The sequence below is a fragment of the Domibacillus indicus genome (genome assembly GCF_023715895.1).
Lineage (GTDB): Bacteria > Bacillota > Bacilli > Bacillales > Domibacillaceae > Domibacillus > Domibacillus indicus_A.
In genome coordinates, this window is the sequence record NZ_JAMBOO010000022.1 from 39,462 (window position 1) to 63,876 (window position 24,415).

Consider the following 24,415-nt stretch of genomic DNA (forward strand, 5'->3'; position numbering starts at 1 on the left):
ACGCTTGAATTCTTTTTTATGAGGAGGATGAGGACAGTGAAAGCCTTAATTGCCGATGATGAATTTAATGTGCGTGACGTGATACGCCATCTCGGAAACTGGGAACAATACGGTATCACTCAGCTTATCGAGGCCTGCAATGGTGATGAAGCCAGAAGCATGATTGAAAAAGAAAAACCAGAGATCATTTTGACCGATATTAAAATGCCCCGAATGAGCGGCATCGAATTAATCGAGTGGCTTGATTCTATTTCCTATCCGGGCAAAGTGATTTTTATAACAGGGTACAACGATTATTCGTTTATGCGAAAAGCTATCCAATTCAACAGCTTTGACTATTTATTGAAGCCCATTGAACCGGATGCTTTTAACCAGGCGATTCAAAAAGCGGTTGAGACCTGGATAAGCGATGAAGAAAAACGGCTGTACGAAGAAAACGGTTTGTTTGAAGATGCCAAAAAACTGCAAATGAACCAGCTCGTTACGTCCGTTTGCGCAGGTGACGTTTCAGAAATAGCGCTTCTTCAGTCCTCTCTGCCAGCAGCAGAAGAATATGATATGACACTGCTTTCGTTTTATCACATGCATGACCCTTCCCCTTATATTCAGTCGCTCGCTGAGGAGCTCTCAAAACAACAGTGGGGAAATGCATTTGCGCTTCAAAACGACGCTGCCCTATGTGTCTTGCTCACCATACGCGGCCGCTGGCTGGCTGTGGAAGAGTGGATCAGCCAGCATTTTGATCTGCCCGTTCGCCTTGTCAGCAAGCCTCTGGATGCATTTAAAGAGATACCCTTATTGTTTCAATCTCTGCAAAAATCAATGGACGAGCAGCATTTTAGAACGATCCACCGCTTAGATGATTTAGAAGCAGCCCGCCGCATAAAAGATATTATTGCTTATGTAGATACGTATTATATGGAAGAATTAAGTTTAGAGAAACTCTCAAGCCGTTTTTTCTTCAGCCGTGAGCATATTTCAAGGAAGTTTAAACAAGAAACCGGTATGCCTCTGTCTAAATACGTGACAAAATTAAGGATTGATCAAGCCAAAAGCTGGCTTCAGAATACAGATGAAAGTATTTATTCCATTTCTTTAATGCTGGGCTACCAGGATGAGAAATATTTTTCCAAGCTGTTTAAAAAGGTCGTAGGGATGACCCCTTTTGAATATCGAAACAGTCAAGCATTACCACAAAATGAAACAAAAACATCCACTTTATCTTAATGAGGACCGGGGTAATAAAATGAAAAAAAGAACACTTTCTGCCCTTTTAGCCGGACTATTGAGTTTGTCCCTGTCTGCCTGCCAGCCGGCTCCTCAAAAGGAAAGCGTGCATACAGACAGGGATGAACCCAGGATTACGTTAACGATCCGAAATCCAAAAGTAGAAATTTCTACACAGTTTGAACAAATGGCCATCGCTTATGAAAAGGGCCATCCCAATGTCAAAATAGATATTCATACAGTAGGCGGCGCTGTTGATGACTTTTCAGATTTAAAAGCAGAAATAGCTGCAGGCACAGGACCCGATATTTTTACCAACAGCGGTTATGAAACAGCCAAAGAATGGCAGGACTATTTGGAAGACCTTTCTGACGAGCCATGGGTTAAGCACGCTTATGAAGAAGCGTTAACACCGATGACCTTCGACGGAAAAATACATGGAATGCCGATGAATTTGGAAGGCTACGGATTTATCTATAATAAAGATTTGTTTCAAAAAGCAGGCATTGACACCGTTCCAACAACACTGACGGACTTAACTGAAGCAGCCCAAAAGCTGCAAAAAGCCGGTATTACCCCTTTTGCAACCGGCTATTATGAAGAGTGGAAATTAGGCGACCACTTAATGAACGTAGCATTTGCCCAGCAGAAAGATCCGGCCGCTTTTATCCAAAGCCTGAATAACGGGAAAGAAACCATTCAAAACAACCCGGCATTTCATGATCTCCTCAATCTCTTGGATGTCACCTTAAAATATGGAAATCGCGATCCTTTAACGACGGATTACAACATGGAAGTGAATTTATTTGCTTCCGGGAGAGCCGCCATGATTCAGCAGGGAAACTGGATACAGCCGATGATTGATCAGCAGTCACCGCATATGAATATTGGCTTTCTCCCCATCCCCCTGAATGACCACACTAAAAGCAAGTTAGTGGTCAGTGTGCCGAATTATTGGGTGATCAATAAGCAATCGTCCCCTGCAGAAAAAAAAGCAGCAAAAGAATTTTTAAACTGGATGGTGTCCACGAAACAAGGCCAAATATTTATGACCGACCGCTTTAAATTTATTCCTGCCTTTAAACATATTAAAGCGGATCATTTAGGACCGCTAGCGGATGAAACTATCTACGCCTACAAAGAAGGAGATACCTTGCACGCCAATTGGTTTCACTTTCCGAGCGGGATTAAAGAAGAATTCGGCGCGGCTATGCAGCTGTATATTGGAAAGCAGCTGCCGCGTAAACAATTGCTTGATGAATTTCAAAAATCGTGGGAAAAAGCTTCAAACAGCTGATTTCACTAAAACATCCGTTTTTTGTTTTCAAGTCGCTAACCTCATACTTTTTACTTACACCCCATCTTGATGGGGTGTTTTTTTCACGCTTCCTTTTTCCCGTACCAAATCAATTTAAGACGAAATCCTGATCAATCTATGCCATATCCAGAAAACCCGGACTCTCTTATACTTTTACTTGTATTACATACATGGCGGCACCGCTGCTTGTCACCCCAGCGGTGCCCCTTTATCAAAACGTACAGGAGGAAGAAAAATGAAATTTCACAAGCTTGCCGCAAAAGCCAGCGTTGTATCGCTTAGTGCTGGTATTTTATTAGGAGGAATCAGCCCGCAGGCATTTGCCGCGCCAAAAGACACGCTCGATCATAAGGAAACGTACGGCACTTCCCAAATTACCCGCTCTGACATGCTGGATATGATCAAGCAGCATGGCGATGCCAAGTATACAGTACCTCAGTTTGACGCATCAACAATAAAAAATATCCCCGCTGCCCAAAAAGTGGACGAGAACGGCAACTTAATGGATTTAGATGTATGGGATACATGGCCATTGCAGAACGCGGATGGAACCGTAGCAGAATATAACGGCTACCATATCGTGTTTGGACTCGCTGGAGATCCGAAAAACGGCAGCGACACATTCATTTACATGTTCTATAAAAAAGCAAATGAAAACTCAATTGATGCATGGAAAAATGCAGGAAGAGTATTTAAAAACGACGATAAGTTTAAGCCAAACGATCCATATTTAAAATATCAGGCAGAAGAATGGTCTGGTTCTGCAACGTTCACAGAGGATGGGAAAGTCCGCTTGTTCTATACAAACCGCGAGCCATTTACACCTGAATCCGGTCATTACGGCAAACAAACGCTGACAACTGCTCAAGTGAACGTGTCTGAAGAAACAGCTGGCACGCTGAAAATTGATGGTGTAGAAGATTATAAATCTATTTATGAAGGCGGAGACAGCAAAACGTACCAAACCGTTTCAAAGGCATTCGGTGAAGGAAACTTTGCAGATAACCATACGATGCGCGATCCTCACTATGTGGAAGATAACGGACATAAATACCTTGTATTTGAAGCAAACACAGGAACGGAGTACGGCTACCAGGGAGAGAAATCTCTATATAACAAAGCTTATTATGGCGGCAGCGAGCGATTCTTCCAGGAAGAAAAAGCAAAGCTTCTGCAAAGCCCTAAAAAGGACGTGGCTGAGCTTGCAAACGGCGCCATCGGTATCATTGAAATCAATGACGATTATACAATGAAAAAAGAAATGAAGCCTTTGATTGTATCTAACACTGTCACAGATGAAATTGAACGTCCAAACATTTTTAAGAAAGACGGCAAATGGTACCTGTTTACGAGTACACGCGGTTCTAAAATGACGATTGACGGCATTGATAACGAAGACATTTACATGCTTGGCTATGTAGCAGATTCTATTGACGGACCATACAAGCCGTTAAATAAAACAGGTATTGTATTGCATCAGGACTTAAACCCTCGTGATATTACATGGACATATGCGCACTACATTATTCCGCAAAAGAACAGCGACAACTTTGTTGTGACAAGCTACATGACAAACAGAGGCTTCTTTGAAGACCATAAGTCTACTTTTGCACCAAGCTTCCAACTTGATATCGAAGGACCAAAAACATCAGTTGTAGAAAATGGCATTCTTGAACAAGGCCAGCTTACGATTAACGAGTAAAACAGCCTGTTTACAATGCTTTATAAGATTTACGAAAAAGAAAATGTCAGTTCATTTGGCATTTTCTTTTTTTATTTAAGAAAAAGTGTGGTGAGTGTAAATGAGTAAACATTTTTGGCAAAAAAAGCCCCCTGTTTGGATCTACCTGCTCCTTCTTGTTGTATGTACAAGCGGACTGTCAGTATATCTCGTTTCTTCCTCAACAGAAAAGCCCACAACAGAAGAGCAAAAAGCACCGTCGTACCGGGCAGACTACCATTTTACCGCCCCTGACAAGTGGAAGAATGACCCGCAGCGGCCTGTTTATTTTAACGGAAAATATCATTACTACTACCTTTACAACAAGGATTACCCGAGTGGAAATGGGACCGAATGGCGCCATGCCACTTCAGAAGATCTGGTGCATTGGCATGATGAAGGCATCGCCATTCCGAAATACACAAATAAGAATGGCGACCCGTGGTCAGGCTCTGTTGTCGTAGATAAAAACAATACCGCCGGCTTCGGCCAGAACGCCTTTGTAGCGATTGTTACACAGCCTTCTAAGAACGGTGGAAAGCAGGAGCAATTTTTATGGTACAGCACCGATCATGGAAAAACGTTCACCTCTTACAGTGACAAGCTGATTATGTCCAATCCGGGTACAAAAGATTTCAGGGACCCAAAAATCATCTGGGATGACGAGCACCATAAATGGATGATGGTAATGGCGGAAGGAACGAAAATCGGTTTTTATGAATCCGCCGACTTAAAGAACTGGCAGTACACGAGCGGCTTTTTCACGAAGGATATCGGCCTTATAGAATGCCCTGATTTATACATGATGCGTGCAGATGATGGGACCGTTAAATGGGTGCTCGGAGCCAGTGCAAATGGAAAGACAGCCGGCAAGCCCAACACATATGCTTACTGGATAGGAACTTTTGACGGAAAAGAATTTTCCCCCGATCATAATGAACCTCAGTGGCTTGATTATGGTTTTGATTGGTATGGAGGGGTCACATTTGAAAGTGGCACGGAAAGCGATAAGCTGACAAAACGTTATGCACTCGCCTGGATGAATAATTGGGATTATGCCCATAATACGCCGACCCTGCAGGAAGGCTTTAATGGAATGGACTCAATTGTCCGTGACCTTACGTTAAAGCATGCAGGGGATCATCAATATTATCTGGCTTCACAGCCAATTGAAGCATTAAATGAATTGACTGCTTCCACCGATTATTATGAACAAATTGAAGTCGATGGTACTAAAACCCTTCCTGTATCCGGTGATGTGTATCAATTGGAAACCGACATTTCCTGGTCGGACCTTCAAAATACAGGCCTACGGCTGCGGGAATCAGCGGACCGAACCCGCCATGTGGATGTAGGTATTTTCACTGCTGGCGGTTACTCTTACGTGAACCGCGGCTTTACGGGACATCCTGATAAAACGAATCACTCTCTTGAAAGCAAGGCACCATTTGATACGGGCAAAAAGCAGGTACATGTAAAAGTACTTGTTGATAAAACAAGTATTGAGGTATTTATCGATGACGGAAAAGTGGCTCATTCGAGCTTAATCTTTCCCCCTCTTACCGATAAAGGCATTACCCTTTTCTCTGAAGGCGGTAAAGCTGTTTTTAAACATGTAAAAATTCAGCACCTCAATTGATTCATCAAAACCCTTATAAGTTGCAAAAAATAACTGCTTTACTTTTTTCATTTCACACAAAAAGACACCCTTTCGCTTTTGAAAGAGTGTCTTTTTTCTGTATTAGGACTTAGCTGATAATTTAAAACCTTGAATGATTGCGTCAATATCTTCCTCCCTAATATTAATAACCTCTCCTACATGCTTTGCCTGGACAAGTGCTTTAGCGCTGTACTCTGCCACTTCGATCCGGTCAAACACTTTTAATAAATTTCCCCCGGTTACTACCGCATAACCGTTTTCCACTAACAGGACAGGGTTATTATCTGCAATCTTTTTCGCGACAGCTTTATAATGATCGCTTCCTGTATCAAACGGAACTTTACCAATATCTCTTAACACAACATAAGCTTCCGGAATAATATGGGTATTGTAACGGGCTTCTGTAATGGCATATGCCATTAAGTATGGCGGTGCTACAACAGCTGCGGAGGAGATTTCAGGGTGCTCTTTATACATTTTTTCGTGTAGTTCATAGAATTCACAGGGCTCTTTTAATGCTTCACATTTTCCCTCTTTTAGATGAACAATGTCTTGAGTAGAAATTAACTTTCGATCGGTATGAGCTGGGGTAACTAAGATTGAACCATCTGAAAGTTTAACCGATAAACTCCCCATTTTGCTTGTAATGAGTTTTCGGTCGTAAAGGCGCTTTAAAAATTGAACAATAGCAGCCCGAGCTTGTGCTTCCTCTTCCGTTTGGCTATGCTTCTCTTGTACTGGCAGCTGCTTTGCCCCGCTGTCGTTTACTTTTTTCAGCTGCTCTTCTGTTAGTTCAAATGTTTTACCAATAGTATTTGCGTTTATTTCAATACGTGCTAGATATTCAAGCATTTCAAATAAATGAAAGGCTTCGAAAAGATTTGTTCCGCCCACCACTAACCCATGGTTTTCCATAATCACAGCACTTCCACCTTTAGCAAATTGAGAAGCAATGTTGTTTTTTAGCGCCTCGCTTCCCGGAATAGCATAAGCGGCGATTTCCATTGAGCCGGCAATGTGCTTATACGTATTCATGAATAGCTTTGCATTCGGCTTTTTGCGTGCCATGCTAAAGGAAACAAGTGCCGGCGGGTGTGCATGAACAATTGCTTTAATATCCGGCCTCACTTCATAAATCCCCTGATGAAAAGGCAATTCAACGGAAGGAGTGTGAATGCCTTCAGCGGTTCCATCTTTTTTTAAACGCATAATATCACGCACTGTTAGGTTTCCTTTGTCCACACCCGAAGGAGTGATCCACATATCACCATTTTCATCAATTAAAGAAAGATTTCCACCGGATATCGTCGTCATCTCATATTTATAAATCCGTTCCATAATACTTACAATTTGTTCAGCTGGGTGTATATTAGTCTTCATTAGCTCATCCCTTTCAATATTTCTCTCCTAGAAGCGATTTCTTTAAATTTCTTCAACAAAGCCGTATCTTTTTGATTGACTGGCCGATACTTTTTAATGTTAAATGAATGCCGTATTAACTGGCGCCCTGCTTGTAAATCCTTGACCTCTTTTTCGGCAATTAATTGAATCAGCAAATTTCCAATAGCTGTTGCCTCAAAAGGTCCAGCATAAACCGTTTTTCCGCTTACTTGTGCGGTCAGCTCGTTTATCAAGTCATTTTGTGCTCCCCCACCGACAATATAAATCTCTTCAATCTCTCTTCCATTCATTTCTTCAACTTGTTCAATAGAAGCTGCATAAATCACTGCCAGGCTTGTAAAAATACAATTGGCCAGCTCCCCTGCTGTCTGCGGAACTTTCTGGTTTGTTTCTCTGCAATATTGTTGGATTTCTTCAATCATATTTTCAGGATTTAAGAACCGATCTTCATTAAAATCAACAAACTGTTCACCATTTTTTTCTTTTCTTGCTTCAATCACAAGCTGCTCAAAATTAAAATCTTGTGGCAGATGTTTTCTGACTTCCTGAATAATCCACATTCCCATGATGTTTTTTAAAAACCGATAGGTTCCAAACGCACCCCACTCATTTGTATAATTATTTTCTCTTGTCAGATCTGTAATAACAGGATGTTCATTTTCAACACCAATCAAAGACCAGGTTCCACTGCTCACATATGCCCAGTTGTTCCCTTGTCCAGGTGAACCTGCAATGGCTGAAGCTGTATCGTGAGATGCTACTGTAATAATTTTTGTGATCGGCAAATCAAAAGAAGGAAACCTTTCATGCAGCAAATGACCAAGGTTTCTTCCGGGATAAGTAAGCGGTGGAAATTGGTTTCTTGAAATGCCCAGCAGCACCAGCAAGTCTTCATCAAAATCCCCTGTATGAATGTTTAACAGCTGTGTTGCCGAAGCATTGGTTATCTCCGTTACCGGAATTCCGGTTAAACAAAATCCTAAATAATCAGGTACTGTCATAATAAACTTTGTTTTTGAAAGGTTTTCGGGAGTTTCTTCATACAATTGATACAAGGTATTAAACGACAAAAACTGTATTCCCGTTTTTTCATAAATGATTTTTTGTGGTAAATGAGCCGCAACTTTCTCAATCGTTTCTTCTGTTCGCTTATCGCGATAAGAGATCACTTCCTGGAAACGGTTTCCGTTTTCATCTACCAGCACATAATCCGTTGCCCACGTATCGATTCCAAGCGTACAAACTTCGCAGCCAAGATTTTTGGCTTGCTCTAACCCTTTTAAAATTTCGTTGAGCAAGTGTTCAATATCCCAAAAACACATTCCATCTTTTTTTATAAAGCCATTTGCAAATCGATGTATTTCCTTGATCTCCAGTTTTTCATTTTTAATATCTCCGACTACAAGGCGCCCGCTTGAAGCACCAATATCTACGGCAATATGGATCATTCTCCCTTCCTCCTTAATGCTTTCAATCCATGCATGACATTTCGCTCGCTTCGCCCAAAAAAATCGTGTACTTGCAAATAATATTGATAAAGCTTTTCGTAAATAACACTGTTTTCCTCTGAAGGACTGATCATTGTTCCTGACGTTTTTGCCATATAAGATGCGGCTTCCTCCAGAGAGTCATATCCACCCTGTTTTCTTCCTGCTGCTACGGCAGCGTAAATAGCCGAGCCGAGGGCAATAACTTGCTCCGCATCTGTTACCTTTATATCGCGTTTTAATACATCAGCATAAATTTGCATAAGCAGCTTATTTTTCTTTGGCAGCCCGCCACATGCAAAAATATCCTTAATCTCTATATTTTCATTCTCAAAAGATTCGATAATTTTCCTTGTTCCAAAAGCAGTTGATTCAAGTAATGCCCGGTATATCTCTTCTGGCTTTGTCGCTAGATTTAAACCAATGATAGCCCCTGATAAATGACCATCCATGAGAACAGATCTATTTCCGTTCCACCAATCGAGTGCAATCAGCCCGGATTCTCCAGGATTAAAAGTGCTGCTTTTTGCTCTAGGTAATCGTGGATATTCATACCTTTAAGATAAGCTTCTTTTTTAGCCTGCTCAGGAACACATTCATTGATATACCAGGCAAAAGCGTCTCCCACCGCCGCTTGTCCGGTCTCATAACTCACGGCACCCGGTACAATACCGTCTTCTACTACTCCGCAAATCCCTTCTAACACTTGCTTTTTTTCTGCAATGAGCATATGACAGGTTGATGTCCCCATCGTCATCACAAATTGCCCAGCATTCACTGCTCCTACCGCGGGTACTCCTGCGTGTGCGTCAATGATACAAACAGAAATCGCTATTCCCGGATTTAATCTCAGCCTAGCAGCCATCTCTTTTGTTAAAACGCCTGCACATTCTGCTACATTTTTTATTTCTCCGCGTAATTTTGTCTCAACGACTGTCTCTAATCTTTCATCTACTGATTTTAAGAAAGAAGCAGAAGGATATCCTTCTCCATCGTTCCAAAAAGCTTTGTAACCGCTGAGGTTACTACTTCTAACCAACCGGCCGGTAAGCTGCATTGTAATCCAGTCCCCTGCTTCAATAAACAAATCAGTAGCTTCATAAATAGAAGGATCTTCCCGTAAAACCTGTAACATTTTTGGGAACAACCATTCTGACGAAAATTTCCCTCCATATTGCTGCAGGATTGGTTCGTTTCTTTCCTGAGCAATCCGTGTGAAATCATCTGCTTCTTTTTGAGCGGCATGGTGTTTCCAGAGTTTTACCCAGCTATGAGGATGCTTTTTCCATTTTTCCTGAAAGCACAACGGCTCCCCTTCTTCATCAACAGGTAAGAGGGTGCACGACGTAAAATCAATGCCAATTCCAATCACATCTTCTTTATTGATCCCACTTTCCTTCATTACTTTTGGAACAGATTTAAATAATACATCCAAATAATCTCGGGGATGTTGAAGCGCCCAATCCTTTTCAAGTTTTACTCCATCAGGAAGTGATTCGTCGATTACTCCGTGGTGATAAGGTGTGACATGAGCCGCTGCTTCACTTCCGTTTTCTACGTTTACAAGCACTACTCTCCCTGATTCTGTCCCATAATCGATACCGATCGTATACTTAGCCACATTTACAACCTCCTTTTTTCTATAAAGTAAAACCCCTCTCACGAGTAAACGTTAGCGGGAGAGGGGTCAAGTTATAGTTACATTAGATTAAAAATCATAATCTGCTGCGTTTTCTTTTGTGAAGTCTGTTGGAGGACCCATGATAACTGTTTTACCATCTTCCCAAAGTTCGATTTCACCTACACCTTCAACGTTTTGCCCGTTTTCTGGTTTTTCACCTTCAACCAAATCTTTTGCAAGAGCCACTGTTAAGTAACCTAGCTTATCTGGCTCCCAAAGAATGGCCACATCCAATGCTCCATCTTCTAGATAAGGAGAAGAATCTTTCGGCAGCGCCGTACCAACAACCGCAATTTTATCTTGAAGTCCTTTTTCTTGAATCGCCTGAGCTGCGCCAAGTGGTGCTGGTGTTGAAAATGCCATAATACCTTTTAAATCCGGATTAGATTTAATCAAATCCAATGTTTTTTGATAAGCAACTTGCTGTTTTTCATCAGTTGCAATTTTATCTGTAACGAGTTCGATGCCAGGATAGTTTTCTTCGAGTTCTTTCTTGGCTGCATCAATCCACGTGTTTAAGTTTGCTGCCGACAATCCACCTGTTAAAATAGCAATCTGGCCTTCTTCAGTACCCATTTGTTCAACAAGTGATTGAGCAATGTGTCGACCGTATGCCTCGTCATCAATTTGGTGAACAGATAGCTCAACCAAGGACTGATCCGCCGGCGTATCCCAGTCCATTACAATGATTCCCTGGTCTTTTGCTTTTTTAAGGACCGGTGAAAGGGAAGCCGCATCATTTGGAGCGACCGCAAGAACGTCTACATTTTGGCTAATTAAGTCCTCAATAACCTTTACCTGCTGTGCAGCATCCGGCTCAGTCGGTCCTGTGTAAACCACTTCAACGCCAAGATCTTTTCCTGCTTGAATAGCACCAGCTTCTGATGCATTAAAGTATGGGATACCAATCAGCTTTGGTACTACAGCAATTTTTACTTCCCCGTCATCACCGCCGCCACTGTTGCTTTTCGTACTTTTATTTCCAGCAGCACCTTCCTCTGATACGCATCCTGCCAATAACCCTCCTGCTAAAATAGCAGTTGCAAACAACCCTGTAACTTTTTTCATCGTCCATCTCCCTTTCTGAAGTTAGTAGTACGCTTTATTTGATCTGACTTATTCAGGTAAATCCTTTTGTTGTTATGCAGCTGATAATTGTTTTTGTTTTTTTTCGTCCAGCTTTGATTTCACAAAGTTAATGACGAGCACTCCTACTAAAATAACCCCCATCATTACGGTTACTATTGAACGAGGAACTCCAAGAAGATTTAATCCACTGGACAACATTTGGAAAATAATCACTGCATATATAGTACCCATGACTTTTCCATAGCCTCCTTGAATTTCAGTTCCTCCGAGAACAGCTGCTGCTACACTTTGCAGAAGATAGGATGAACCCAAATCTACTTTTACTGTATTGTAACGAGAGGTCATGATAATTGAAGCAATCGTCGCCAGCAAAGCCGCGTATAAATACACTTTCATTAAAACCCGGCTGTTGTTCACGCCTGAAAACAGTGAAGCGATTGGGTTGCTTCCAACCATATAAACGCTTTTTCCCCATCCTGTCTTCGTTAATAAAATACCGGTAACAACGGCGAAAATAATAAAGATAATCATCGATAACGGAACAATTCCCATATAGTATCCATTTCCAATTAAACTGTAAGCTTCACTAAACCCAGAAATCGAGTTTCCTTTTGTAATGCTTAATATAATGCCTTCAAATAAAACCATTGTGCCTAGTGTTACGAGGATTGGTGACACCCCGATTTTTGAAATAATAAATCCATTGAGAGATCCGCACAAAAGACCGACTACTACACCTGCTAAAATAGCAACAATCATTGGATATCCGTTGCTCGACATCGTTGCAATCGCCACCCCTGATAGGGCTGCCGTATAGGTGATGGATAAATCAATCCCGCCTGTTACAATGACCACCATCATTGCAAGTGCAATTAATCCAAACTCAGGAAGCTGAAACATCATGTTATTTAAGTTGTTAGAAGACGTAAATTCAGGAACTGTGACACTCATTAAAATAAATAAGGCAATGGCAATGAGGCCTAGTATATTTTCTTTAGTCAGTGATATCTTTTTCATTTTTTCACCTCTTTCTTATGCTTCTACTTCGATTTTTGACAGCTTCTCTTGAGAGCGTTTGTATTGAATATGATCATAAGAAACCGCTAACAAAATAATGATTCCAGTAAACACTTTTTGCCAGAATGTATCAATTCTCGCCAGAATCAGTCCATTTTGTACAATACCGAGAAGTAGAACACCTAAAATCGTTCCCATTACCGTGCCTCTTCCTCCCATAATATTGGCTCCTCCCAAAACAACGGCTGCAATAACCATTAATTCAAGACCAAGCATTCCATTAGGATCAACGGCTTTTGTGTATGCAGTTTGGGCAATGGCAGCAATTCCTGCTAAAAACCCCATATAAGAAAAAACGAAAATTTGGACTTTATCAAAGTTAATTCCTACGCGGACAGCAGAATCCTTATTTCCACCAATCGCCATTACTTCCCGCCCAATTAATGTGTATTTCAGCAAATACCAAGTCAATAACGCTACCGCAATAAACATAAGAATAACAATTGAAATTCCAAAAACCTCAAAGCTTGAAAATTTCAAGAAAACACTTGGAAAGCTGCTGCTGTTTAAGTACTGCCCATTGGTAATGTATAAAACTAAACCATTGATGATACTCATCATACCGAGTGTTACTACAATCGCTGGAATTTGAATTTTTGCTACTAAAACTCCATTTATCGCACCCAGTATAATGCCAAGCAATGGTCCAATTAAAAATAATAGAAGAATGGAGACCGGGCTATCTGGCATCATAACCATTATTTTCCCTAAAATCACACATACCGCGCTTGTGACAGCTGCAACCGACACATCAATCCCACCGGTGATAATGACCATTGTCATTCCGATAGCCAATATGCCGAGAACAGCATTTCCTTTAATCACATCCAGTAAGTTGTCTGCTGTAAGAAAAACAGGACTGATAAATGCAAGTACAATACTGAGCAAAATGACAATCATGGCAATACTGACTTCTTTTGACTTTAAAATACCATTCATGCCGGAGCCTCCTCTTCATAGAGCTCTTCTGCTTTAGGACCAAGCAGTGCGTAGTTCATAATATTTTCTTGTGTGGCTTCTTCGATACCGACTTCTCCTGCTATTCTTCCATGTCTCATAATTAAAATCCGGTCGCTTACAGCAAGAACTTCTGGCAGTTCGGATGAAATCACAATAATCCCCATCCCTTCTGCAGCCAGTTTTCTCATCAGCTTATGAATTTCAGATTTTGCACCAATATCAATTCCATTGGTTGGTTCATCAATAATTAAAATTTTAGGCTTTGTTGAAAGCCATTTTCCGATAACTACCTTTTGTTGATTACCACCGGATAAATCTCCTGCTGCGCGGTTCGGTAGCGCAGGACGGACATCGAGTGTTTTAACATAATGATTGGCTAACTGGACTTCTTTTTTCCGATCAATTAATTTAAATTTATTGCGAAGCTGTTTTAAAACAGGAAGCGAAATATTATTAATAATGGACTGTCGAAGAACAAGCCCTTGCGTTTTTCGACTTTCCGGAACATAAGCAATCCCCTTTTTTACCGCATCTTCAGAAGATTTAACGACAACTGTCTCTCCATTTATTTTCAGCTCTCCTTTATAAGGACGATTCACCCCAAAGATTGCTTGGGCCAGTTCTGTTCTCCCTGATCCAACCAAACCGGTAATTCCAAGAACTTCTCCCTCTTTTAGTTCAAACGTAATATCTTTAAAGTTTCCTTCTTTAGACAACCCCTTTACTTCCAGCAGCGTTTTGCCTGTCTTGACTTTTTCTTTATTTTTCTCGTAAAGAACCTGACGCCCTACCATCAGCTGAATAAGTTTATCTTCGTTTAATTCTTCTGTATCGTAACTGCCTACATATTTTCCATCTCGCAAAACCGTAAAACGATCCGAAACAGTGAAAAGTTCTTTTAATTTGTGACTAACAAAAATAATAGAAATGCCTCGATTTTTCAGATCATCAATTACTTTATATAGTTTTTCTACTTCACCTGAGGATAAAGAAGAAGTCGGTTCGTCCATAACGATAAGTTTTGAATCAAAAGCCAATGCTCTAGCAATTTCAATAAGCTGCTGCTGGGCTATGCTTAATTTCTCAACCGGTGTGTGGACATCTATTTCAACCCCTAGCTCTTTCAGCGCTTTTTTTGCTTTTTCTTCCATTTCACTCCAATTTATTTTTTTCCAAGGTTTTTTATCGCTGTCCCGTCCGATATAAATATTTTCCGCTACGGATAAATTCGGAAATAAGCTCAAATCCTGGTAAATGATTGAAATACCTTTTAAAGTTGCATCAATTGGTTTTTGAATTTCAGCTTCTTTTCCTTCAAAGTAAAATGCTGCACCCGGATCCGGCTTGTAAATGCCAGCTAAAATTTTAATTAAAGTTGATTTTCCAGCACCGTTTTCTCCAATTAGTGCATGTACTTCTCCTTTTTTAACTTCAAGCATTACATTATCCAATGCTTTGACGCCTGGAAATGTCTTACTTACACTTTTCATTTGAAGTAAATAGTCTTTCACTGCTTTCACCTCTTTAACTAAATATAGGAAAGTTTTTTATTGAAGCTGGGTTCGATAACCATTTAGTCCGCGTTCCTGGCAAAAAGCTGTTACTTCTTCCAATGTCGGAAGGCCTTTTTGTGCTCCCGGTTTTGTTACTTTCATAGCTGCTACAACGGCCGCAAACTGAGCTGCTGATTCCAGCGCTTCTCCTTCTGCCACAGCACAAGCTAATGCACCTGCGAATGAGTCTCCAGCTCCTACTGTATCAACTGCTTGGACGGGAATAGGATCTACAAAGAATGTTTTTCCTTTTTGATAAACCAGCGCTCCTTTGCTTCCCAGCTTGATGATGCTGTTTGAAACACCCAACTGATGATCAAAATACACCCCTGCTTTGTATGCGCTTTCTATTGAGTCAATTTTGATTCCCGTCAGCTCATAAGTTTCCTGGGCATTTGGTGTAATGACGTCTGCATACTGAAGAGCTTCTATTGTTACACCTGCAGCTGGTGCTGGATCGAGAATCACAAACATTTCTTTTTCTTTTGCCAGCTTTACGGCTTGAAGAATCGTTTTAGATGGAATTTCCATTTGAATAAGAAGCACGCTTCCTGCTTCGACATCCTTAAATTTTTCAATGATGTCTTCTTCTCTCAGCTCATCATTGGCTCCCTTGATAACGAGCATTGTATTTTCGGCAGTTTTGTCAATGGTAACCAGAGCACATCCAGTCGCTTGACTCTCCGTGTATGTCAGCAACGAAATATCTACATTATTCTCTGTCAATGTTCGAATCACTTCCTGTCCAAATGCATCACGGCCAACCGCTCCGATTAACTGAACCTGTTTGCCAAGCTTTGCACAGGCTGTTGCTTGATTTGCTCCTTTCCCGCCACTAAACATTTGCATGCTGTGACCAAAAACGGTATCTCCGTGAACAGGGTATTGATCCGTTGTTGCGACAATGTCCATATTAATGCTTCCTACCACAACGATTGACTTCATATCATTCCCTCTTTTTGTGGGTTTGTTTGTTCAAGAAAAATGTTAAGCTGCTGAACAGCTTCTTTTAAAGAAAGCTCTTTTTTAAATAAGCAAGATGTTCCGCATACAAGCATATCTGCTCCGTTTTTTACAACTTCAGGTATAGTATGAAATCCGATATTACCATCCACTTGGATTTGGATGTTGTATCCTTCTTTATCAATTAACTCACGTAGCCTTTGAATTTTTTTGTACATAAGCGGAATAAATTTCTGTCCAGCAAAGCCTGGATTCACTGTCATGACTGTTACATAGTCTACAACATCTAATACATATTCAAGTTCTTCAATCGGCGTTGAAGGATTCAAGGCCACTCCTGCTTTTATTCCTTTGTTTCTCAAGTTCTGCAATATCCTTTGCAAATGAGTAGCTGCTTCTGCATGAACGGAAATCATATCAGCTCCTGCTTCAATAAAAAGATCAATATGGTCTTCTGGTTTCATGACCATTAAGTGAACATCAAATGGCTTATCTGTGAACGGCCTGATTTGTTTAATTAAATCTGGTCCCATTGTAAAATTTGGAACAAATAAGCCGTCCATTATATCCAAGTGAAAAAAATCAACTCCTGCCTGATCTAGTTCTCTGACAGTGCTTTTTAAGTTTCCCATGTCCGCACACATAAGTGATGGCCCAATTGATGTCATAATCATAATCCCCCATATCCATACCTAATTTTTCAATCAATGTTTAATAAAGCGTTTTCTATTTGTTATCTATACTATATTGAAAGCGTTTACCTTTGAGTAGGAGAGAAAATTCGGATAGGGGGGAGTTTATTCGGTACATTTTCATTTTTTGAAATACAAACAAAAAAAGCCCCATTAGGAGCTTTTCAACTGTACTCATGCATTTCTCTAAATTCAGAAGGTCTCTTTCCTGTCCATTGTTTAAACAAACGGCTGAAATACTTTGTGTCTTGATAACCTACTTTCGCGGCAATGTCGTAAACTTTCAAATCGGTATGAATAAGCAATTCCTTCGCTTTTTTAAGACGCTCATTTGTCACATAATCTAAAACAGTTTCCCCTGTCTGGTTTTTAAAATATTCGCAAAAGTACGTTGCATTTAAATGCACATGGGCTGCAATTTGCTTGATAGTAATGCTTTGCTCAAGGTGCTCCTGTATCCAAACTTTGGCTCTTTTTACTGGCTCTCCCTGCTCATTGTGCGCAGCTTCCCTCTTGTCCCTCATTTTTCGCATCCATATTTCTGTGTCGAGTTTTAGCTTTTCAAAAGAAGAAGGTTCTTCTGTAATTTTAAATGCTTCCTGAATTAATTCCGGAAGTTCATTCAAACCATCCTCTTTAATCCAACAGTTAATAATCCTTATACATAAATAACGGACAGATTCTTGTATCAAAAATGGTGAAGACGCTTCCTTTAAAGAAACAAAGAATTGATTGAATGCCTGCTCTGCTTTATCTTCTCCATGCTCCATTGCTTCTACCGTCTCTTCTGCCCATTTGTAAATAGCTGGGGGAACTTCTGTGATTTTATTATAGGAAATACGCTTTAATGATTCTGTTTTAAAAAGTTTATTGCCTCCCTGAACCATACGGAACTGGAGGGCTGAACGCAGCTCATCTTTAACATTGGTTAAAAGAGAGAGATCTTTAAATGGATCACTCAGCGCAATAGATATAGTAAAAGGCGTTGAACGCTTGACAGCTGATTTAAGCCTCAAACACTCTGGCTCAATGTTTTCCTTATCAGGGTCTTTGATCAATACCCAATAGGCATACTGACTGTTTTTCCATAACCAGTACTGACTGCTTTTTTGTGTTTCTTTAATCAGATCCTCAATTTTCTTATCCCACAACTTCCAATCCTCCAAGGATACAGCCTGCTTTTTAGCTAAAATCTGATCCACTCCAAGGTAAAGCAGATAGTAAGTTCCTTCTGGGAACTGACGGAACCACTCAAGGAAAGATAAATCTACACTGTCTTTTGATGTGGCATCATTTAGCAGCTGAAGCTGCCGTTCAACGGTCAATCTAACCAGTATTTCTTCCGCTTTCTCATATTTCTCCCGCTCTGCTCTAGTTTGGATTACCTGTTCTTGTATATTAAGCAGCAGCTGCTTAAATTTATCCCGATCAATCGGCTTTAAAATATAATCCGTGGCCCCTTCTCTTAAAGCTGTTTGAACATATTTAAAATCATCGAAACCACTGATAATAATAGAAAAAAAATCATTATTTTCTTTTTTTAGTTCTCTGACAAGCGTCAGTCCATCCATAAGAGGCATTTGAACATCTGTAAATAATACATCAATAGGCTGTTTTAATTGATGAATAGCCGTATAGGCTTCTTGTCCATCCGAGTAAACTCCTGCTATTTCCCAATTTTCAATTCCTGTTTTGATTAATCGCTCAATTCCTCTTCTAATTCTTGGCTCGTCATCAACAATGGCCACTCTAATTTTCTCCATTTTTTTTATTCAGCTCCTCTCGTTTCATAAGTATAGCTGCTTGATATGAATCAATTTTGGGAATACGCATGAGAATTTTCGTGCCTTCTTCTTCCTTGCTGGTAATTTCCAGCTTATACTGTTCTCCAAAAATCATATTAATTCTCGCATTAACATTAATGACACCGAATCCTGAATCACGCCCAGCCAATGGGTCAGATTGAAGCCTTTCGTTTAACTGTTCCAATTTTTCAAAGTCGATTCCAGGGCCGTTGTCTTCAACTATTAACAGAATTTCATCGTTTTCTTTATATCGTCTATCTTCTAAAATATGAATAAAAAGCGACAATTCTTTTCTTTTTTCAAGCCCATACTTAATCGCGTTTTCAACAATCGGTTGTAATACAAACTTGGGTACATAATAATTAAGCAGGCTGCTTTCTTTCTCAATGTTAAATTGCAGCCGATCTTCAAAACGAAATTGCTGAATTCGAAGGTAATCTTCGATATGTTGAACTTCATTCTGAATACTGACTAAACTATCTTTATTACTTAGTGAAAAACGAAGCATCCTTCCAAGCAATGTCAGCATTGTAACAACTTCGTCTATTTCCTCGTCTTCTACTGCCATACTGATTGTTTCTAATGTGTTGTACATAAAGTGCGGATTAATTTGGGATTGAAGAGCATATAACTCTGCGGTACGCTGCCTTAGTTCAATATCGTAATTTCGCTGAATCAATTCTCTGATTTCAGCAAGCATTGAACTGAAGCTTTTCGCTAGAATTCCTACCTCATCATTTGAATGTATTGGAATGTCGACAAGTAAATCTCCCTTTTCCACTTTTTTCATAATGCTTCCTAACTCATAAAGAGGCCGTGTAACCTTCCAAGCAAAAGAAATGGAGATAAAAGTTGTTACTAACGCAACAACCATAAAAACAAAAATGGTTGCATTTCGAACAAGATCTGTTTTCTCTGTTAAATTTTTAATTGGCATGCTGTGAACCAGCACCCAGGCAAGCTCTCTGGATTCGCTTACACTGACAAGAGATTTTTCTCCATCCTGGTTTTTGCGAAAGCTTCCATTCAAGATTGGATATTGACCAATTTCCGGATCAACAGAACCAATTTTTGACTGTTCTGTGTGATAAATAATATTTCCTTTTTTTGTCGCAATCCACATTGTTACGTTTTTTTCCTGCTGTAGTTCTGCAAGAAATTCTTCAAAGAAAGATACATCAACGGCGATATAAATCGTTCCCAAGTTTTTTCTGTTGTCAAAATCGGTTATTTGTTTGACCAGCATAAAATAGGAAGGAGATCCTTCGAATGACAGATTTGCTTGATTAGGCAGAATAAGCTGCATTCCTCCTAAAGAACTCAGCGCATCTGCATAAGGAAGTGTTCCATCATTAAAGCCAAAATTTTTATAGGGAACAGTAGTACTTGCAAAGACGTGATTTTTAGACACTAGAAAAGCCCCTAAAATAGTTGCAGAGCTGTTTTGTAAATAGGTTCTTGTTAAATAGTTTTTTACAATGTATTCATTGCGTAACTTTTTCGACTGGCTGCTTGCTGCACTATCTCGTAAAACAGTCATTACATCCCCTGACTGATAAATAAGGTCTGGAAAATATTCCATCTTCCGTATTTCGTTTTCAATCTTTTCATTTACCTGTTCTACGAGGCGAGGTACATATTCACCTACTTCTTCTTGAATAGACTGCGTGTATTGATAGTAGGCAATAAACCCGAGAAATCCCATTGGGACAATTGTAAGTAATGTATATGTAACGATAAGTTTCGTTGTCAGGGGAAAGGCTTTTATTTGTCTGTTAAATATATGTTTAAAAATCATATTGATCCACATTTTCCTTTGTAAAATCGATCGGCTGACCCATAATTACCATATCACCATCATATTCGATATTTCCGATTTTCCTGATGCTTTGTCCATGATATGGCCACTCGCCATCCAATAAACTTTTGGCCATTGTAACCGTTAAATAACCTAGCTTTTGCGGACTCCACAGGGTAATAGTTTGGGCTGATCCTTCTTTTAAATAGTCTCTCATTAAATTAGGGGTTGAGGTACCGACAAAAGCTATCCTCTCTGTGTTGCCGAGGTCTTTTAGTGCTTGGGCGATTGCTGGTGGAGTAACGGTTGACAGCCCGATCATTCCTTCTAAGTTTGGATAATTCTTCAATACTTTTTTTGTAACATTGTATGCTTTGTGAATATCTTCATTTGTATATTCAATTTTCACCAGCTTCATCTTTGGATAATATTCTCTCTGATGAAGTTGCAGCCAAGCTGTCCATTCATTTAAGTTTGCTGCATTTGGCGATCCTGTTAAAATGGCATATTCTCCTTGTTCCTGCATTTCCATAGCAAGTAAGTCCATAAGATGACGTCCCATTATTTCAGGATCGATCATATTAATGAAAAATTCTCTTAGTTTTGGATCTGTATCTGAGTCCCATGTTAAAACTTTAATGCCTTTTTCCTGCGCATCTTGCAGTACGGAACCCAGTTCTACGGGATCGTTTGCAGAAACTGCAATTACATCAACATGCTGATCAATTAATTCTCTAATCACTTCGGCTTGCTGTTTAGGATCAGGTGAAGGGGGTCCTTTAAAAATTACTTTCACTTTTAAATCTTCACCCGCTTCCATCGCTCCTTCTTTAACTGCAACAAAATAAGGAATTTCTTCTACTTTAGGAACTAATGCAATTGTATAAATCTTTGACTTCTTATTTTCGTTTATAGCCTCTTTAGAAAGTTCTGGCTCAGTATCATTGTAGATGACTTCATACTTCTTTTGTACGTTGCACGATGTGAGTAATAAAAGACAAAATAGAAGGATAAATAAAACTAGCTTTTTATACATATCTTTATGATCCCTCTCTTTAGTTAGATAAGTGTGTGCTCAACTCATTAGTAAGCGTTTTCAAATAAATAACCATAAAATGCTGCTGTTCTTTATTGAAAAAACAAGGTCTCTAATTTTCTAAGTAATAGTCAAGGAATTAATTGCACTACTTTGAAAAATGCAAATTATTATTTATAAAAAATGCTACTCTTTTGCCTATATAGTAAAAAGTTTATATCAAACAAGAAACCATGCTTATTGTACTACTTTAAACTAGATAATTAGTACTTCTATTATAATTCTCTTCATTTTTAAAAATCCCTTTTGGACTCACTCTTTTATCTTTAAGAGGTTATTTTATTAAGTATATAATTTATGACATATTCAATTAAATGTCTAATTCTTTTTATACTATACGAATCGGACACCTGACAAACGGCTTATTCGCTATAACTTTTAGCTATAGGTACTTATCAAAATTAAGCGTTACACTATAACTATATACCCGTGGTATGATACGAACACAGCCAAAAAGAAAAAGGTAACCAGACACGGAGAGGAAGAAAAAATTGCGTAAAGTAAATGCTTCTGATGTTGTAGCAGCAAGCCGCTTCAACAAATTTCATTTAGTTGTTTTTTTATGGTGTGTATACGCCATTGCATTTGATGGTTTTGATATTGCCATGTACGGGATCGGTCTTCCATTAATGATGGCTGATTTCGGCTTAACGCCGGTTGAAGCCGGCAGTATTGGAAGTTATGTATTGGTCGGCATGATGGCCGGTGCCTTTATATGCGGGCCACTTGCCGACACAATCGGACGCAAAAAAGTTCTGGCTATCTGCATGTTTTTATTTAGTGTTTTTACTTTTCTTTCAGGCCTTGCGCCAAATGCGACGGTCTTTACCGTCATGCGTGTCATTGCAGGAATCGGGATGGGTGGTTTGATGCCTAACGTCATTGCCCTGATGACTGAGTATTCCCCGAAAAAAAACCGGGCACTTATCGTAGCCACCATGTACTGCGGTTATTCGGTTGGAGGCATTTTAGCAGCACTGATTGGGATGTCCGTTATGCAGGATGTGGGCTGGAGATTGCTTTACTGGCTTGGTATTATTCCATTATTCACCCTGCCTTTATTCTTAAAGAAATTTCCGGAATCTCTGTCGTATTATATTTTGCGCGGACAGGGAGATAAACTTGCGGACATTTTAAATCGTGTTCATCCTGGCGGAAATTATAAAGAAACCGACGATTATGAATATGCAAGCGCAAAAGAAAATGCAAAAGGATTTCCGGTCAAGAAATTATTCATCCATCATCGTGCGTTGAGCACATTTGCTTTTTGTCTTGCTGTGTTCAGCTGTTTGCTTATGATTTACGGCTTAAATACATGGCTGCCAAAAATTATGCAGGAATCCGGCTATGCCCTGTCATCCAGCCTTTCATTCAGCTTAGTGCTTGGCGTCGGCCAAATAGGCGGTTCTCTATTAGGTGGATATTTTATCGACCGTGTAGGACACCGGAAAGTGTTGATTTCCATGTATTTGCTTAGCGCTGTTTGTTTTATTGCCCTGAGTTTTACATCTAATATCCTGCTTTTATATGTATTAATTGCGCTTGGCGGTGCCTGTACGGCGGGAACACAAAATTTATCAAACCCTTATATTTATGAGTTTTATCCAAAAGAAGTACGGGCAACTGGCGTCGGCTTCGCCGTTGGGGTCGGCCGGATCGGAGCAATTGCAGCACCGATATTGATCGGTTTTTTACTGGCCACCAGCCTGGCACCACAAAATGCTTTTATCATGTTTGCTGTCCCGAGTCTTCTTGGAGCCCTTGCTTTTACTCTGGTTCGTGAAAAATACGGAAGCTTTGACCAGCTTGAGACACTTCAAGATCAAAAAGCAGGCTGAATAATCATGACAGCAGCTATATGCCATTAAAAGAAATGAAAATAAAAAGGATGACCTTAGTCTACAGACACGAAGACTTAAAGGTCGTCCTTTTTTGTTAGCTGGCCAAAGATGACGATCCAAACTTTAGATAAGACAGGTGATAAAAGATCCTTTTCTCCAAAAGCTCCATTAAATTATGAAATTTTTAACTCCTCCCTGCATATAAACCTCATATGATTTAAAATTTACTTTCAGAGGGCAGGGATGACGATCTTTCTTCGCAAATTTATTTCCATTCTATTTGGAAGCTTTTTTATTGCAGTGGGCATTAACTTCTTCCTTGTTCCCTCTGAGCTGCTGGACGGCGGAGCGATTGGCATCGGGCTCGTTTCTCATTACGTGACAGGGGTACAAGTGGGACTAGTCATTATTTTAATCAATATACCGATTTTTATTTTTTCTTGGTTTTACAACCGCTCTTTTTTTTATAACAGTCTCCACGGCATGCTTTTTTCGTCTTTTATGATTGATTTATTTTATCCTCTGCACGCTATTGGGGAACAATTTAACATTCCCTTTGTGTTTGCCATTCTTGGAGGGATTACGGTCGGTCTTGGTATTGGCTGTATGCTCTGGTTTAATACAAGCGTCGGTGGAACAGATCTCCTGGGTCTCATGTTTGCGAGACACAGAAATTTAAACCCAGGCGCCATCATTTTTATGATTGATTTTCTTATTGTTTCTATCGGAAGTATGATTATTTCAGATGGCTCCATTTTCTTATCCTGCCTCACTGTCACATGTGTCGGCATTACCACGAGCTTGGTGTCAGCAATGAAACAGGAGGAACAGTAACGGTTTATATTTTGCTGAGCTAAAAGGTATCTTAACCACTTTTTGAGACAACAAAAAAGAGGACAAGCTTCCGCTGTCCTCACTGTTTGCCTGGCGGCGTCCTGCTCTCACAGGGGGAAACCCCCAACTACCATCGGCGCTGAAGAGCTTAACGGCCGTGTTCGGGATGGGAACGGGTGTGACCTCTTCGCTATTGCCACCAGACTATATGGA

Annotated in this window: 17 protein-coding genes, 1 rRNA gene and 1 pseudogene; 6 read left to right on the plus strand and 13 right to left on the minus strand. The window is 40.0% G+C overall.

The window, feature by feature from the left end:
• The first annotated feature begins 36 nt into the window (after nt 1-36).
• The 4 genes from M3221_RS20300 (at nt 37) to M3221_RS20315 (ending at nt 5,904) form a co-directional block, all read left to right on the plus strand.
• Nucleotides 37-1,227 carry a response regulator transcription factor gene (locus M3221_RS20300; RefSeq protein ID WP_251273511.1) on the plus strand — a complete coding sequence of 397 codons (1,191 nt, stop codon included), beginning with the start codon at nt 37-39 and terminating at the stop codon, nt 1,225-1,227.
• Between the two features lie 19 nt (nt 1,228-1,246).
• Nucleotides 1,247-2,524 carry an ABC transporter substrate-binding protein gene (locus tag M3221_RS20305; RefSeq protein ID WP_251273512.1) on the plus strand — a complete coding sequence of 426 codons (1,278 nt, stop codon included), beginning with the start codon at nt 1,247-1,249 and terminating at the stop codon, nt 2,522-2,524.
• Nucleotides 2,525-2,780: 256 nt separating this feature from the next.
• Nucleotides 2,781-4,247, plus strand: coding sequence for a glycoside hydrolase family 68 protein (locus M3221_RS20310; RefSeq protein WP_251273513.1), 1,467 nt, complete (start codon nt 2,781-2,783; stop codon nt 4,245-4,247).
• A 100-nt stretch (nt 4,248-4,347) separates the two neighbouring features.
• A complete protein-coding gene (locus M3221_RS20315) occupies nt 4,348-5,904 on the plus strand; it encodes a glycoside hydrolase family 32 protein (RefSeq protein WP_251273514.1) in 1,557 nt (518 codons plus the stop codon).
• A gap of 102 nt (nt 5,905-6,006) precedes the next feature.
• On the opposite strand, the gene M3221_RS20320 is transcribed toward M3221_RS20315, so the two are convergent.
• From M3221_RS20320 to M3221_RS20375, 12 genes and pseudogenes are all read right to left on the minus strand, one after another.
• Nucleotides 6,007-7,305: a class II aldolase/adducin family protein gene (locus tag M3221_RS20320; protein ID WP_251273515.1), complete on the minus strand. Its 1,299-nt coding sequence runs from the start codon at nt 7,303-7,305 to the stop codon at nt 6,007-6,009.
• Nucleotides 7,305-8,774, minus strand: a complete 1,470-nt coding sequence (gene rhaB / locus M3221_RS20325; protein ID WP_251273516.1) for a rhamnulokinase — start codon at nt 8,772-8,774, stop codon at nt 7,305-7,307. Before rhaB ends, M3221_RS20320 begins: the two co-directional genes overlap by 1 nt.
• Nucleotides 8,771-10,434 (minus strand): annotated as a pseudogene (locus tag M3221_RS20330) (ribulokinase). Before M3221_RS20330 ends, rhaB begins: the two are co-directional and overlap by 4 nt.
• An 87-nt stretch (nt 10,435-10,521) precedes the next feature.
• Nucleotides 10,522-11,562: an autoinducer 2 ABC transporter substrate-binding protein gene (locus M3221_RS20335; RefSeq protein WP_251273517.1), complete on the minus strand. Its 1,041-nt coding sequence runs from the start codon at nt 11,560-11,562 to the stop codon at nt 10,522-10,524.
• A gap of 72 nt (nt 11,563-11,634) precedes the next feature.
• Nucleotides 11,635-12,600, minus strand: a complete 966-nt coding sequence (locus tag M3221_RS20340) for an ABC transporter permease (RefSeq protein WP_251273518.1) — start codon at nt 12,598-12,600, stop codon at nt 11,635-11,637.
• 15 nt (nt 12,601-12,615) lie between these two features.
• Nucleotides 12,616-13,599 carry an ABC transporter permease gene (locus M3221_RS20345; RefSeq protein WP_251273519.1) on the minus strand — a complete coding sequence of 328 codons (984 nt, stop codon included), beginning with the start codon at nt 13,597-13,599 and terminating at the stop codon, nt 12,616-12,618.
• Nucleotides 13,596-15,131 (minus strand): sugar ABC transporter ATP-binding protein, encoded by a 1,536-nt coding sequence (locus M3221_RS20350; RefSeq protein WP_251273520.1) that lies wholly within the window; start codon nt 15,129-15,131, stop codon nt 13,596-13,598. Before M3221_RS20350 ends, M3221_RS20345 begins: the two co-directional genes overlap by 4 nt.
• Nucleotides 15,132-15,167: 36 nt before the next feature.
• Complete coding sequence (gene rbsK, locus M3221_RS20355) at nt 15,168-16,118, minus strand: ribokinase (RefSeq protein ID WP_251273521.1); 951 nt, start codon at nt 16,116-16,118, stop codon at nt 15,168-15,170.
• On the minus strand, nt 16,115-16,804 hold the full coding sequence (rpe, locus tag M3221_RS20360; RefSeq protein WP_251273522.1) for a ribulose-phosphate 3-epimerase: 690 nt from the start codon (nt 16,802-16,804) through the stop codon (nt 16,115-16,117). Before rpe ends, rbsK begins: the two co-directional genes overlap by 4 nt.
• A gap of 188 nt (nt 16,805-16,992) precedes the next feature.
• A complete protein-coding gene (locus tag M3221_RS20365) occupies nt 16,993-18,591 on the minus strand; it encodes a response regulator transcription factor (RefSeq protein WP_251273523.1) in 1,599 nt (532 codons plus the stop codon).
• Nucleotides 18,578-20,431, minus strand: a complete 1,854-nt coding sequence (locus M3221_RS20370; RefSeq protein WP_251273524.1) for a cache domain-containing sensor histidine kinase — start codon at nt 20,429-20,431, stop codon at nt 18,578-18,580. Before M3221_RS20370 ends, M3221_RS20365 begins: the two co-directional genes overlap by 14 nt.
• Nucleotides 20,421-21,467, minus strand: coding sequence for an autoinducer 2 ABC transporter substrate-binding protein (locus M3221_RS20375; RefSeq protein ID WP_251273525.1), 1,047 nt, complete (start codon nt 21,465-21,467; stop codon nt 20,421-20,423). The genes M3221_RS20370 and M3221_RS20375 overlap by 11 nt, the downstream gene beginning before the upstream one ends.
• Before the next feature lie 551 nt (nt 21,468-22,018).
• Here M3221_RS20375 and M3221_RS20380 point away from each other — a divergent pair.
• Together M3221_RS20380 and M3221_RS20385 are read left to right on the plus strand one after the other, a co-directional pair.
• Complete coding sequence (locus M3221_RS20380; protein WP_251273526.1) at nt 22,019-23,365, plus strand: MFS transporter; 1,347 nt, start codon at nt 22,019-22,021, stop codon at nt 23,363-23,365.
• Between the two features lie 246 nt (nt 23,366-23,611).
• A complete protein-coding gene (locus M3221_RS20385) occupies nt 23,612-24,202 on the plus strand; it encodes a YitT family protein (protein WP_251273527.1) in 591 nt (196 codons plus the stop codon).
• An 88-nt stretch (nt 24,203-24,290) separates the two neighbouring features.
• On the opposite strand, the gene rrf is transcribed toward M3221_RS20385, so the two are convergent.
• Nucleotides 24,291-24,406, minus strand: a 5S ribosomal RNA gene (rrf, locus tag M3221_RS20390).
• Between the last annotated feature and the right edge of the window lie 9 nt (nt 24,407-24,415).

Bases quoted from the DNA above. Each gene is read 5' to 3' on its own strand.
- M3221_RS20385 (WP_251273527.1), top strand. From the start codon at position 23,612: ATGACGATCTTTCTTCGCAAATTTATTTCCATTCTATTTGGAAGCTTT.
- M3221_RS20345 (WP_251273519.1), bottom strand. From the start codon at position 13,599: ATGAATGGTATTTTAAAGTCAAAAGAAGTCAGTATTGCCATGATTGTC.
- M3221_RS20375 (WP_251273525.1), bottom strand. From the start codon at position 21,467: ATGTATAAAAAGCTAGTTTTATTTATCCTTCTATTTTGTCTTTTATTA.
- M3221_RS20315 (WP_251273514.1), top strand. From the start codon at position 4,348: ATGAGTAAACATTTTTGGCAAAAAAAGCCCCCTGTTTGGATCTACCTG.
- rbsK (WP_251273521.1), bottom strand. From the start codon at position 16,118: ATGAAGTCAATCGTTGTGGTAGGAAGCATTAATATGGACATTGTCGCA.
- M3221_RS20335 (WP_251273517.1), bottom strand. From the start codon at position 11,562: ATGAAAAAAGTTACAGGGTTGTTTGCAACTGCTATTTTAGCAGGAGGG.
- M3221_RS20365 (WP_251273523.1), bottom strand. From the start codon at position 18,591: ATGGAGAAAATTAGAGTGGCCATTGTTGATGACGAGCCAAGAATTAGA.
- M3221_RS20320 (WP_251273515.1), bottom strand. From the start codon at position 7,305: ATGAAGACTAATATACACCCAGCTGAACAAATTGTAAGTATTATGGAA.
- M3221_RS20305 (WP_251273512.1), top strand. From the start codon at position 1,247: ATGAAAAAAAGAACACTTTCTGCCCTTTTAGCCGGACTATTGAGTTTG.
- M3221_RS20340 (WP_251273518.1), bottom strand. From the start codon at position 12,600: ATGAAAAAGATATCACTGACTAAAGAAAATATACTAGGCCTCATTGCC.
- M3221_RS20310 (WP_251273513.1), top strand. From the start codon at position 2,781: ATGAAATTTCACAAGCTTGCCGCAAAAGCCAGCGTTGTATCGCTTAGT.
- rhaB (WP_251273516.1), bottom strand. From the start codon at position 8,774: ATGATCCATATTGCCGTAGATATTGGTGCTTCAAGCGGGCGCCTTGTA.
- M3221_RS20370 (WP_251273524.1), bottom strand. From the start codon at position 20,431: ATGATTTTTAAACATATATTTAACAGACAAATAAAAGCCTTTCCCCTG.
- rpe (WP_251273522.1), bottom strand. From the start codon at position 16,804: ATGACATCAATTGGGCCATCACTTATGTGTGCGGACATGGGAAACTTA.